The organism is Frisingicoccus sp. (assembly GCA_016298055.1).
Lineage (GTDB): Bacteria > Bacillota > Clostridia > Lachnospirales > Lachnospiraceae > Frisingicoccus.
Genome location: JAEDDO010000059.1, coordinates 1 through 12,229, shown reverse-complemented (window position 1 = coordinate 12,229; position 12,229 = coordinate 1). Strand labels below are relative to the sequence as shown.

The following is a 12,229-nucleotide window of genomic DNA, read 5'->3' as shown; positions in this document are numbered from 1 at the left end:
CCGGATGTTACGTGGAAGCAGCCGGTGAGGCCGTACAGGAAGATGCATCGATTGACCTGATCATAGGAAATAATTGTAAAAGCCAAATCGTATCCATGGTAGAAGCTTTTATAGAAGAACATCAGAAGATTGTGTGTAAGACGGATATTAATCATAACTGTGATTATGAGACGATGACAATTTCAAAAGTTTCGGAACATACCCGGGCTTATATCAAGATCCAGGACGGGTGCAACCAGTTTTGTTCCTACTGCATTATACCTTATGCCAGAGGACGGGTGCGCAGCCGAAAACCGGAAGATATTTTTTCGGAAGTTTTTTCTCTTGCTAAAGCCGGTTATAAAGAAATTGTACTGACAGGAATTCATATTTCATCCTATGGAAAGGATTTTGAGGAACAGGAAAATCTTATTTCTCTTGTTGAAAAACTGGCGGTGATCGAAGGTATTGAGCGTATCCGTTTTGGTTCTCTGGAGCCGGGATTTATAACTGAGGATGTGGTTGTTCGACTGGCAGCCATAGAAAAGATATGTCCGCATTTTCATTTGTCCCTTCAGAGCGGATGCAATGAGACTTTAAAACGAATGAACCGTCATTATACAGCGGAAGAATATGAAGAGAAATGCAATCTTCTTCGCAGATATTTTGACCGGCCGTCATTTACAACGGATGTTATTGTCGGATTTCCGGGCGAGACAGAAGAAGAATTTGAACAGACAGAGGCTTTTCTGGAAAAAATACATTTTGCAGAGATGCACATTTTTAAATATTCACCGAGAAAGGGTACGAGAGCGGCCGTCATGCCGAATCAGATCGATGAGCATATTAAGACAGAGCGCAGTGCAAAATTGCTTGCACTTGCAGAGAAGATGTCAGCAGATTATCAGGATGCATGTCGGGACAAAGTGCTGCAGGTCCTTATTGAAGAAAAAGTACCGTCCGGTGATGGGGAAGTATGGATCGGACACAGCCGGGAATATTTGAAATGTGCCGTACAATCTGACAAAATAAGGTCAAACGATCTTGTAAATTGTCAGATGACAAGAACAAAAGGTGAAGATTTTGTGTTTTGTAAAATAATTGATTGAATTATTTTCTGATTTATATTAATATAGTGAGTAAGTGTAGGGAAAAAGTTTAAGGAAGTGATCGTTTATGGAGAACATGGGAAATACACAATATTTTAAGGTGAGCAATAATGCGGATATCACTGTAAAGGACATTCTGGAAGCTGTCTATATTGCTCTTACAGAAAAGGGATATAACCCGGTCAGCCAGATTGTGGGATATATTATGTCCGGTGATCCGACATATGTGACAAGTTATAAGAATGCAAGATATCTGATTATGAAAGTTGAACGGGATGAGCTTTTGGAAGAACTGCTCAAGAGCTACATTAACGTGAATTTGAAGTAAGAGCTATGCGTGTACTTGGATTAGATTATGGTTCGAAGACAGTAGGTGTAGCCATCAGCGATACACTGGGATGGACAGCCCAGTCTGTCGAGACGATTACGCGAAAAAGCGAGAATAAACTGAGACAGACGCTCGCAAGAATTGAAGAACTTGCAAAGCTTTATGAAGCAGATCGTATTGTGTTGGGATATCCAAAACATATGAATAATGATGAGGGAGAACGATGTGCCAGGACAGAAGAATTTAAAGAGATGCTTGAACGGCGCTTAGGTCTTCCTGTCATTTTACAGGATGAACGAATGAGCACTGTATCCGCTGAGCGGATCCTTATGGAAGGTAATGTCCGAAGAGAGAACCGTAAGGAATATGTGGATAAGATGGCTGCTGCGTTTATTCTTCAGACTTATTTGGATCGGATAAAGTATGAACAGGAAAACAGGTGATCATATGGCAGAAAAACCGGAAAAGATTATTTTTTATACAGAAACAGATGAGGTGGAATTTTACGTCATTGAACAGACTCGGATCAATGATGTTAATTATATACTTGTAGCGGATTCTATGGAAGATGAGGCAGAAGCGTTAATTTTAAAAGAAACTGTAAATGAGGAAGATGCAGCAGATGTGATTTACAGCGAGATTGAGGACGAAGAGGAGCTGAAAGCCATATCCAAAGTATTTTCCGAGATATTGGATGATATTGATATCGAGATGTGAACGTGATGAATTCGATGTGCTATAGGAAAAGACGATAGGCTTAATTAAGCGTATCGTATTTTCTGTGTGGGCAGATATCTTCCAACATGCAAATATCGGAGGGTTAAGTATTGAAAACGAAAGTCGTAAAAAAAGAGAATGAAGGCGTAAAGATCATCCCATTGGGCGGATTAGAGAATATTGGGATGAATATTACAGCTTTCGAATATGGAGACAGTATTATTGTAGTAGACTGTGGGTTGGCATTTCCGGCAGATGATATGTTGGGTATTGACCTTGTCATTCCGGATGTTACTTACCTCGAGAATAACATTCATAAGGTAAAGGGATTTGTGATCACCCATGGACATGAGGATCATATCGGTGCGCTTCCTTATGTTCTGAAGAAGATGAATGTTCCTGTCTATGCAACAAAACTGACGATGGGCATTATTGAGCATAAATTAAAAGAACATAATCTTGTGAAATCTACACGCCGCAAGGTTATAAAACATGGACAGTCCATTAATCTGGGGTGTTTTCGTATTGAGTTTATAAAGACAAATCACAGTATCGCAGATGCAACTGCTCTGGCTATTTATACACCGGAAGGAATCATTGTGCATACGGGTGACTTTAAGATCGATTATACACCGGTTTTTGGAGAGAGTATTGATCTTCAGCGTTTTGCGGAGCTTGGAAAGAAGGGTGTTCTTGCTGTGATGATGGACAGTACGAATGCGGAACGGCCCGGCTTTACAAACTCTGAACGTACAGTGGGACAGTCAATTGATCATATTTTTGACGAGCACCGCAGCGGACGTATTATTGTTGCTACCTTTGCATCGAATGTGGACCGTGTACAGCAGATTATAAATTCCGCTGATAAATATGGACGAAAAGTTATTGTGGAAGGCCGCAGTATGGTCAATATTATTTCAATTGCCACAGAATTGGGCTATATTCAGATACCGAATGATACGCTTATTGACATTGATCATATTCGAAATTATCCGGATGATCAGCTTGTTTTGATCACAACGGGAAGCCAGGGTGAGACGATGGCGGCACTTTCACGTATGGCGAACGGCACACACCGGAGAGTTTCCATCAAACCGGGAGATACGATCGTATTTAGTTCGAATCCGATCCCGGGCAATGAAAAAGCTGTGTCTAATATTATTAATGAGTTATTCCGAAAAGGTGCCGAAGTTATTTTTCAGGATACCCATGTTTCGGGACATGCATGTGCGGAGGAGATCAAGCTGATTTATGCACTCACACATCCGAAATTTGCCATTCCTGTACATGGTGAATACCGTCATTTAAAGGCACATGCCAAACTTGCGGAGAAGATGGGAATACCGAAAGATCATATTCTTATTCTTTCATCAGGAAATGTGCTGGAATTGAAAGATGAACAGGCAAAGATCGTTGGACAGGTTCCTCATGGAGGTATCATGGTCGATGGCCTTGGTGTCGGCGATGTGGGCAACATTGTTCTCAGAGACCGTCAGATGTTGTCTCAGAACGGTCTGCTTATTGTTGTGCTCACACTGTCACGTTATGATAATCGTTTGCTTGCGGGACCGGATATTGTATCCAGAGGTTTTGTTTATGTGAGAGAGTCTGAGATGCTTATGGAAGATGCACGAAAAGTTGTAGATGCAGCTGTTCAGAAGTGTCTGGATGGTCGTGTGAGTGACTGGAGCAGGATTAAGGGTGTTATCCGCGATACACTCAGTGATTATGTATGGAAACAGACAAAACGAAATCCGATGATTCTTCCGATTATTATGGAAGTGGATGTTTAGTCTTGATAAATTGAACAGAATTCTTTATAATGGTAATGTTAATGTATAACATTACCATTATAACTATGCGAAAGAAGGGCCTGGTGAAGTTGAATAACGTGGAATTTAAGACACGGCAGCTTATTCGGGAAATTAAACGGAGCAATGTGTACAATCAGTATCGTCGTCTTCAGATGAAACTTTCGAAGGATACGGAATTGAATAAGAGATTGAATGAATTTCGAAAGGCATGTTTTATTATACAGAATAAGCCGCAGGAGCCGGATGACATACAGAAGCTTGAAGTTCTCAATAAAGAATACAGTGAGATTTTGGAAAATTCTGATGTAAGAGAGTTTTTTACAGCAGAACGAGGGCTGGCCTTAATGATGAACCAGCTCATGGATCAGATTTATGGCAGTCTGGACATGGATGTTTCGTTTTTGGATGACTAGAGGAGGAAACAGTGATGAAGAAGGTAATATCTACCATTTTAGGTCTGGGAGTGAATATTATTATCTATGTGGTAGCTATATTTATTCTTTTCCGTGCCGGTGCCATGGCATATGATTTTTCATATGAAGTTTTTGGTGAACCGGTTGTATCTGAATATGCCGATGAAGAAGTGCGTATTGAGATCAAGTCGGGAGACGGAGGAAAGACAGTCGCTAAGAAACTTAAAGAGAAACAGCTGATCAACAGTGAACTGGCATTTGTTATAAAAACGCGTTTAAGCAACGCGAATCTGATGCCGGGTGTATATGTAGTCAAAGCAAGTATGTCGGCGGATGATATGATTGAGATTATGTCAGATGCGAAGAATTCTGTTGTACAGCAGAAAACAGCGGAGGAACTGGCGGCGGAAGAAACTTCCCAGTCAGACAGTGAGTCTGCCTATGAAACACAGACGGAAACATATGAAGGAGAGGGCGAGCAGTGATTGTTGATGAAAGAATGTTAGATTATATCCTGTCACTGGATAAAGATGAGAGCCCTTTGATTCGAACAATTGAGCAGGAAGCAGTGAGAGATTATGTTCCAATCATACGCAAAGAGAGCAGAAATCTTTTAAGAGTCCTGTTGAAGATAAAGAAGCCTGGGCGGGTTCTGGAAGTCGGGACAGCCATAGGCTTTTCCGCTATTTTAATGGGAGAATGTCTTCCGGATGACAGTCACATTACCACAATTGAAAAATATGAGAAACGTATTCCTGTTGCGAGAGAGAATTTTAAACGGGCAGGTATGGAAGAAAAGATTACACTTATTGAAGGGGATGCTTCAGAGGTGTTAAAAGAATTGTCCGGTTCTTTTGATTTTATTTTTATGGATGCGGCAAAGGGACAGTATATTCATTTCTTTCCGGAAGTTATGCGTCTTCTTAGATCCGGAGGAATTCTTGTCTCGGATAATGTACTTCAGGATGGCGATGTGGTGGAATCACGATATGCGGTTGTTCGTCGAAACCGGACAATCCACAGTCGAATGAGGGAATATTTATGGACATTAAAACATATGGACGGTCTGGAAACGATTGTATTGCCCATCGGTGATGGGATGACTGTCAGTGTGAAGGAGTAATCATTATGAAAAAACCAGAATTATTAATACCTGCCAGCAGTCTGGAGGTTTTGAAAACTGCCGTTATTTTTGGTGCAGATGCGGTATATATCGGAGGCGAGGTTTTCAGCCTTCGTGCGAAATCAAAGAACTTTTCAATGGATGATATGCGTGAAGGGATTGCTTTTGCTCATGCGCATGGGACAAAAGTCTATGTGACAGCGAATATACTGGCACATAACGGGGATCTGGAAGGCGTGGAAGCCTATTTCCATGAATTAAAAGAGATAGGTCCGGATGCACTTATTATATCAGATCCGGGTGTTTTCCAGATTGCAAAAGAAATTTGTCCGGAGATCGATGTTCACATAAGTACTCAGGCCAATAATACGAATTATCGAACCTACCGTTTCTGGCATGATCTGGGGGCGACCCGTGTTGTTTCTGCCAGAGAATTGTCAATAGATGAGCTTCGGGAACTTCGGGCGAATATTCCGGAGGAACTTGAGATAGAGACCTTTATTCATGGAGCGATGTGTATTTCCTATTCCGGCCGATGCCTTTTGAGCAGCTACTTTACGGGCCGTGATGCAAATCAGGGAGCCTGTACCCATCCATGCCGGTGGAAATATGCCATTATGGAAGAAACACGTCCGGGAGAATATTTGCCGGTCTATGAGAATGAACGGGGAACCTATATTTTTAATTCAAAAGATTTATGTATGATCGATCACATTCCTGAACTTGTTGCGGCGGGAATTGACAGCTTTAAGATCGAAGGACGTATGAAGACTGCATTATATGTGGCGGTTGTCACACGTACCTATCGTCAGGCAATTGACGACTATATGAGAGATCCGAAGCTTTATGAGAGCCGGATGGATTACTATAAAGAAGAAATTGCAAAATGTACGTATCGTCAGTTTACAACCGGATTTTTCTTTGGTAAGCCGGATCATGATACACAGATTTATGACAGCAACACTTATGTGAAAGCTTACACCTATCTCGGTCTGATCGGAGAATCCAGAGGTGATGGTTATTACAGTCTTGAACAGAGAAATAAATTTTCTGTGGGCGATATCATTGAAGTTATGAAACCGGATGGCAGAGATATGGAAGTTAGGGTAAAAGGAATGACGGATGAAGACGGTCAGCCGATGGAGAGCTGCCCGCATCCAAAACAGAAGATTTTTGTTGATCTCGGAGTAGAATTGTCGTCTTTTGATCTGCTTCGAAAAAAAGACTGATGTTATTATGAAAGGCGAACCGATCATGGAGAATTACTTTAAGATTATTCCGATTGCCGAAGATATTTATCATCTGTACGAGCCGGGTGGTGTAGGGAGTACGCTGATTATTGGAAAGGAGCAGGCTTTATTGATTGACACCGGATATGGTTTTGCTGATATCCGAGGCACTGTAGCGTCTCTAACATCGCTTCCGGTGAGGGTCGTTAATACACACGGTCATACAGATCATGCCGGCGGAAACCGTTTTTTTCATAAAGTCTGGATGAATCCGGCAGATAAAGCAACTTATAAAGATTACCAGAAGCATCAGAAACCGCTTATTGCCGCCAGATTTGAGGGCATACGTAAAGCGGCGGGAAAAAGAGATATATGGCCGGAGGATTTTGATCGTATGGCCTGGTATCAGGCGGATACAGAGGAGTTTTATTGGCTGATCAACGGTCAGACATTTGACCTTGATGCACCGGCCGATCTATATGATCAGACCTTTGATTTTGATGCACCAAGGGATGAAAATCATCTGATTGAAGCTATTTTTATACCGGGACATACAGTGGGCAGTGTTATGTTTTTTGACTGGAAAAGCCATATTCTTTTTCCGGGAGATGATCTTGATTATAGTCTCTGGATGCATTTTAATACAAGTGCACCCCTTTATACTTACAAAAACAATTTAAAGATTCTTGAACGATATCCGATTGAGGGGATTTTGCCTGCGCATAAAAAGCAATTATTGTCTCCGTGGATATTAAAGAGGATGCCTATAGCTATTGAGAATCTTTCAATAGAAAAAAGCCGGCGGTTTTTCCATCCGAGAACAGGCGAACCGGGATTTTTGTACAAAGAACCGCTGATGGGTGAGAGCCCGGATGGAATCGATACAATTTATATTACATATCAGATACATAATATGTAAATATCAGGGACAGACACAGCACGCCTCTGCAGCGCATACATTAGATTAAAGGTCGCAGAGGGGTGCTTTTTCCTTGCAGTCATTTCCGAAACCATTAAGCAGCAAAGAAGAAGACTATTACCTTTCAAAATATGAGGAAGGAGATCCGAAGGCTAAAAATATTCTTATTGAACGTAATCTGAGACTTGTCGCTCATATTGTTAAAAAATATATAAGTCCCGGAAGGGATACGGATGACCTGATTGCTATAGGGATCATAGGTCTTGTAAAGGCTGTCAATACATTTCAGTCGGGCAAGGGCAGCCGATTGGGTACATATGCAGCCCGATGTATTGATAATGAGCTTTTAATGATGCTTCGTACAGAGAGAAAACTGAATAAAGAAATTTCTCTCTATGAACCGATCGGAACGGATAAAGAGGGAAATGAAATCAGTTTTATCGATGTGATTGAAGACAGTTCTGATAATATACTGGAATGTATGCTGTTGTCGGAACGCAAGCGAAAGATGTATAAGGCCATTGATCGGGCATTGAATGAGAGGGAAAAAGAAATCATCTGCAGAAGATATGGTCTTAGAGGCAACAGGGAAGTGACACAGAGAGAAATCGGAAAGGACATGGGAATATCCCGGAGTTATGTCAGTCGTATTGAAAAAAAGGCTTTAGAAAAACTGAGACGCCATATTATGGAAAATGAATAGAAGTTTTCTTTATTTTGTGGTAATATGACAAGGTGAATATGCAGAGCATATACATAGATTCGTCGGAAGAAAAAGGAGATTTAGTGTATGGAACGTATTTTACTTATGGTCATTAAGTTGATTTACAAAGTCCCGGAATGGTGGTTTAAAATATGCTGGTACGGGAAAGATGATAATTTTGAAAAATATAGTGAAGAGAAACGGTATGCACTTATGCAGGAATTAACGACACGGGTAAATCGGGCGGGAAAAGTCGATGTAAAATGCTATGGACTTGAGAACCTTCCGAAGGATAACGGCTATATTATGTTTCCAAATCATCAGGGAATGTTTGATACGCTGCTTTTTTTTGAGACCCACGGACGCTTTTTTTCGGTGGTGTTAAAAAAAGAAGTGGCCAATGTGATTCTTGTAAAGCAGATTGTTCGTTTAGTTCATGCAAAAGTGATGGATCGCTCAGATGTACGTCAATCGATGAAAGTTATTAAAGAAGTGGCGGAGGAAGTCAAAAAGGGAAGAAATTATATTATTTTCCCTGAGGGTACCCGCAGCAGACAGGGGAATAAGCTGGTTACTTTTAAAGCGGGAGCTTTCAAGAGTGCTGTATATGCCAAATGTCCGATTGTTCCTGTAGCGATCATCGATTCTTATAAAGCATTTGACAGTCATTCGATTAAGGAGATGTCTGCTCAGATCCATTATTTGGAGCCATTGCCTTATGAAATGTACAAGGATATGAGGACATCCGAAATTGCGGCCCTTGTTAAAGAGAAAATAGAGGAAAGAATCAGGGAATATGCACCAATTGATTGACTTTATTGCGGTAAGATGTTAATATATAACTGAGGTTTTCAAAATTTACAGTGTTAAAGGGTGGGATTAACTATGAATAAAAAAATACGCACATCTGCGGTCGAGACTTTGTTTGAAGCAATTATCAAATTAGAATCCGTGGATGAGTGTTTTGATTTCTTTGAAGATCTTGCGACAATTAACGAGATTCTGTCACTGTCACAGAGATTTGAGGTTGCAAGAATGCTCCGTCAACATAAGACATACCTTGAAATAGCTGAGAAAACAGGTGCATCAACTGCAACGATCAGCCGTGTAAATCGGTCTCTGAACTATGGAAATGATGGATATGATTTAGCTATTCAGCGAATTCAGGAAAAGCAGGAATAAGTAAAAAAGCACCTGTTTCTCGTTTTGAGAGGCAAGTGCTTTTATTATTGTATAGGAAAGTTCGAAAAGCTTTCTTGTACAATAAAGCTATTTTTTCTTTTTTCCTGATTCACCATCCGATGAGAACGGATAGGAATCAATCAGCTTCTCAATGAGCTGTTTTTTTTGATAAACATCGTAAACAAGTAATGAAATAACAGAAATTAACTGTAAATATTCCTGATCTTCCGGCGGTGCATCTTTAAAAATGTTATCGGCATCTTCTGAAAGTTTTTGAATCTGAGAGGAGATTCTGTCGGACTGAGCAGGTTCCCAGTTCATAATGTGCTCATAGAGCCAGGACATGTCCATGCCCTTTTCATTTTTAAAATAACGTTCATTCAGAGGTGTCAATACTTTCTGAATATCGTTTATTGACAGGATATTTTTAAAGTAATAGATGAGAATCAAAAGAAGCATATGGTCTTTTGAATATTTTTTCTTATTCGGAGGCGGAAGCAGATGATTTTTAGCATAATTATTGATCATCGTTTTCGTCAGAATTTTATCTTCCGGATAGCGTTTGGATTGCTCCAGATGTTCATCCATAAATGTGGTTACCTGATCCATGTAAAGATCGATATTCGGCAGTTCGGATGCTGCAATGGGATGCTGATTTTCGATATGTTGTATAAATTCATTGATAATGCTTTGGATGGAAGTTGTTTTATCCATAATATACACACTCCTAACTATGTCTAATTATAGCGTTTTTGAAAAAAAAGTCAATCAAAACACAGGATATAGTTTTTGATACTATGTAGAAAGGCGGAATAAAATATGACAGAAATGAAAATAAAATGGGGAAACAGGATATTGCTTTTGACAATTGTGATGATGATCGGTATACAGTTTTTAATGATGTTTATGGGAATTTACGATACGATGACGATTGTCATGGGATCTCAGCTTTTCGTATTGCTTGTTCCCTTGATCGGGTCCAAAATATGCGGTGTTAAGCTTAGGGAAACTTTCCGTATACGTTCGATCCGTCCGGTGTCGCTGGTATTTATCTTTTTAATTGCTTTTTGTTCTTTTCCTATTATATCGCTTCTGAATGTTCTTTCTATGTTTTTTGTGGAAAATGAAGTGGCGGGCGTTGCAATGGATATGTATCCCCATGGGTTATTTTTGTCTATGCTCGTTATGGCTGTTATGCCGGCCGTGGGGGAAGAGGTTCTTATGAGAGGTGTCATATATCGAAGTTATCAGAGAAAATCCCCGATTTTTGCCTTGTTCGCATCCGCTGTTATTTTCGGATTGATTCATATGAATTTTAATCAGATGCCTTATGCGATTTTCCTCGGCATCATTATGGTTCTTCTTATTGAGGCGACAGATTCTATCTTATCCAGCATGTTTCTGCATTTTCTTATTAATGGATTTTCAACGATGGCCGGATATTTCACGGCAAACATTGTTGAAACCCAGGTGCAGAGTACGAGCAGTCCATGGATTGTGCAGATTATGCCCTATGTTATACTGTCCGCCATTATGGTTCCGGCACTTATTTTTCTTATGTTGGCTCTTTTTAGAATAAATGGAAGAAAAATAAAGGTTGTATTTAAGAAAAAAGATCAGGTACCGGAGATAAGTGATGGGGATGAAATAAAGAAAAAAGAAAGAGTTGTGGATATATGGCTTATTCTCTCTGTCTTAATATCGGTGGTCATGACGGCTATCAGTACATTTGCGTAGGAAGGTGATGGATTGAAAAGCCGGGTTGTATTGTTAGAATGTTCGGAATATGATAAAGAGAAAATTTATAATGAATTGAAATGGGGTATAGATGCCCTCGGGGGCGTCCAAAATTTTGTAAGAGCTGATGAAAAGATTCTTTTAAAACCGAATCTGCTTCGAAAAGCAGACAGGGACAGTGCTATTGTTACGCATCCGTATGTTGTAGGAGCCGTTGCAAGGATTTTTAAAGATAGCGGCTGTCAGAATATAAAGTATGGCGACTCTGTCGGAATCGGTGACATGGACAAAATTGCCCGACATTGCGGACTTTTTGATGAAATGGAAGCATTGGGAATACCGATGGCTGATTTCAATGAATGTGTGAAGGCAGAATACCCTCAGGGGAAAATGGCGCGCCAATTTCATATGGCAAAAGCAGTTATGGAGGCGGACGCACTCATCAATATATCTAAAATGAAGACACATCAGCTGGAACGGATGACCGGTGCCGTGAAAAATATGTATGGCTGCATACAGGGACTGCATAAGCCTAAGGGACATACAATATATTCCAATGCGGAAAGTTTTGCCCGTATGCTGGCAGATCTCAATCGTTTTCTCCATCCGCGTCTTTATATTATGGATGCCATCACGGCGATGGAAGGCAACGGGCCTGCGTCCGGAACACCGGTGTCTATGGGACTTATGTTGATCTCAACAGATCCGGTAGCTTTGGACAGCCTTTGCTGCAGTCTGATGAACTTGAATCCGAAACTTGTTCCTACAAATGTCCAGGGTGAAAAAATGGGCCTTGGTGTCTGGCAGGAAGATTCCATTGAAGTTTTGACACGGAAAGGCAGGATGTCTGTCCGAGAGGTAGGGGAAAAATACGGAAAAAAGGATTATCAAGTCAACAGGGGAAAGGAAGTAAAAGCTCTGTGGCGTCGTATTCGATGGGTTTCAAGACATTTCCAGAGAAAACCCTATATTGTTG

General features: G+C 40.6%; 16 protein-coding genes. 15 read left to right on the top strand and 1 reads right to left on the bottom strand.

Going from position 1 to position 12,229, the window contains the following annotated elements:
- The 13 genes from QZZ35_RS06365 to QZZ35_RS06305 all read left to right on the top strand — a co-directional run.
- Positions 1–1,088 (top strand): MiaB/RimO family radical SAM methylthiotransferase (locus QZZ35_RS06365; protein ID WP_291236639.1); only part of this gene is annotated, 1,088 nt, incomplete at its 5' end.
- A 67-nt stretch (positions 1,089–1,155) separates the two neighbouring features.
- Entirely contained in the window at positions 1,156–1,416 is a 261-nt protein-coding gene (locus QZZ35_RS06360; protein ID WP_291234060.1) for an IreB family regulatory phosphoprotein, read from the top strand.
- Between the two features lie 5 nt (positions 1,417–1,421).
- A complete protein-coding gene (gene ruvX / locus QZZ35_RS06355) occupies positions 1,422–1,859 on the top strand; it encodes a Holliday junction resolvase RuvX (RefSeq protein ID WP_291236638.1) in 438 nt (145 codons plus the stop codon).
- Positions 1,860–1,863: 4 nt separating this feature from the next.
- Positions 1,864–2,133, top strand: a complete 270-nt coding sequence (locus tag QZZ35_RS06350; protein WP_291234058.1) for a DUF1292 domain-containing protein — start codon at positions 1,864–1,866, stop codon at positions 2,131–2,133.
- A gap of 110 nt (positions 2,134–2,243) precedes the next feature.
- Positions 2,244–3,926: a ribonuclease J gene (locus QZZ35_RS06345; RefSeq protein ID WP_291234057.1), complete on the top strand. Its 1,683-nt coding sequence runs from the start codon at positions 2,244–2,246 to the stop codon at positions 3,924–3,926.
- An 83-nt stretch (positions 3,927–4,009) separates the two neighbouring features.
- Complete coding sequence (locus QZZ35_RS06340; protein WP_291234056.1) at positions 4,010–4,360, top strand: YlbF family regulator; 351 nt, start codon at positions 4,010–4,012, stop codon at positions 4,358–4,360.
- 14 nt (positions 4,361–4,374) lie between these two features.
- Positions 4,375–4,845 (top strand): endolytic transglycosylase MltG, encoded by a 471-nt coding sequence (locus tag QZZ35_RS06335; RefSeq protein WP_291236637.1) that lies wholly within the window; start codon positions 4,375–4,377, stop codon positions 4,843–4,845.
- A complete protein-coding gene (locus tag QZZ35_RS06330; RefSeq protein ID WP_291236636.1) occupies positions 4,842–5,483 on the top strand; it encodes an O-methyltransferase in 642 nt (213 codons plus the stop codon). Before QZZ35_RS06335 ends, QZZ35_RS06330 begins: the two co-directional genes overlap by 4 nt.
- A 5-nt stretch (positions 5,484–5,488) precedes the next feature.
- Positions 5,489–6,712 carry a peptidase U32 family protein gene (locus QZZ35_RS06325; protein ID WP_291236635.1) on the top strand — a complete coding sequence of 408 codons (1,224 nt, stop codon included), beginning with the start codon at positions 5,489–5,491 and terminating at the stop codon, positions 6,710–6,712.
- A gap of 25 nt (positions 6,713–6,737) precedes the next feature.
- Complete coding sequence (locus QZZ35_RS06320) at positions 6,738–7,631, top strand: MBL fold metallo-hydrolase (RefSeq protein WP_291236634.1); 894 nt, start codon at positions 6,738–6,740, stop codon at positions 7,629–7,631.
- A gap of 73 nt (positions 7,632–7,704) precedes the next feature.
- Positions 7,705–8,334 carry an RNA polymerase sporulation sigma factor SigK gene (gene sigK / locus QZZ35_RS06315; RefSeq protein WP_291236633.1) on the top strand — a complete coding sequence of 210 codons (630 nt, stop codon included), beginning with the start codon at positions 7,705–7,707 and terminating at the stop codon, positions 8,332–8,334.
- 87 nt (positions 8,335–8,421) lie between these two features.
- The gene (locus tag QZZ35_RS06310; RefSeq protein ID WP_291236632.1) at positions 8,422–9,147 is read left to right on the top strand and encodes a lysophospholipid acyltransferase family protein; all 726 of its coding nucleotides are present in this window, start codon (positions 8,422–8,424) and stop codon (positions 9,145–9,147) included.
- Positions 9,148–9,219: 72 nt separating this feature from the next.
- Positions 9,220–9,516: a YerC/YecD family TrpR-related protein gene (locus tag QZZ35_RS06305; protein ID WP_291236631.1), complete on the top strand. Its 297-nt coding sequence runs from the start codon at positions 9,220–9,222 to the stop codon at positions 9,514–9,516.
- A gap of 87 nt (positions 9,517–9,603) precedes the next feature.
- Here the strand turns inward: QZZ35_RS06305 and QZZ35_RS06300 are convergent, their stop codons facing one another.
- Positions 9,604–10,230 carry a DUF1836 domain-containing protein gene (locus tag QZZ35_RS06300; protein WP_291236630.1) on the bottom strand — a complete coding sequence of 209 codons (627 nt, stop codon included), beginning with the start codon at positions 10,228–10,230 and terminating at the stop codon, positions 9,604–9,606.
- Between the two features lie 105 nt (positions 10,231–10,335).
- Here QZZ35_RS06300 and QZZ35_RS06295 point away from each other — a divergent pair, with 105 nt between their 5' ends.
- Both QZZ35_RS06295 and QZZ35_RS06290 read left to right on the top strand, forming a co-directional pair.
- Positions 10,336–11,253: a CPBP family intramembrane glutamic endopeptidase gene (locus QZZ35_RS06295; protein WP_291236629.1), complete on the top strand. Its 918-nt coding sequence runs from the start codon at positions 10,336–10,338 to the stop codon at positions 11,251–11,253.
- A 12-nt stretch (positions 11,254–11,265) separates the two neighbouring features.
- On the top strand, positions 11,266–12,229 hold a 964-nt coding region (locus QZZ35_RS06290; RefSeq protein ID WP_291236628.1), incomplete at its 3' end, for a DUF362 domain-containing protein.

Excerpts from the sequence above, each read along its gene's own strand:
- ruvX (WP_291236638.1), top strand. The coding sequence starts at position 1,422 with ATGCGTGTACTTGGATTAGATTATGGTTCGAAGACAGTAGGTGTAGCC.
- QZZ35_RS06350 (WP_291234058.1), top strand. The coding sequence starts at position 1,864 with ATGGCAGAAAAACCGGAAAAGATTATTTTTTATACAGAAACAGATGAG.
- QZZ35_RS06325 (WP_291236635.1), top strand. The coding sequence starts at position 5,489 with ATGAAAAAACCAGAATTATTAATACCTGCCAGCAGTCTGGAGGTTTTG.
- QZZ35_RS06360 (WP_291234060.1), top strand. The coding sequence starts at position 1,156 with ATGGAGAACATGGGAAATACACAATATTTTAAGGTGAGCAATAATGCG.
- QZZ35_RS06335 (WP_291236637.1), top strand. The coding sequence starts at position 4,375 with ATGAAGAAGGTAATATCTACCATTTTAGGTCTGGGAGTGAATATTATT.
- QZZ35_RS06320 (WP_291236634.1), top strand. The coding sequence starts at position 6,738 with ATGGAGAATTACTTTAAGATTATTCCGATTGCCGAAGATATTTATCAT.
- QZZ35_RS06300 (WP_291236630.1), bottom strand. The coding sequence starts at position 10,230 with ATGGATAAAACAACTTCCATCCAAAGCATTATCAATGAATTTATACAA.
- QZZ35_RS06310 (WP_291236632.1), top strand. The coding sequence starts at position 8,422 with ATGGAACGTATTTTACTTATGGTCATTAAGTTGATTTACAAAGTCCCG.
- QZZ35_RS06305 (WP_291236631.1), top strand. The coding sequence starts at position 9,220 with ATGAATAAAAAAATACGCACATCTGCGGTCGAGACTTTGTTTGAAGCA.
- QZZ35_RS06295 (WP_291236629.1), top strand. The coding sequence starts at position 10,336 with ATGACAGAAATGAAAATAAAATGGGGAAACAGGATATTGCTTTTGACA.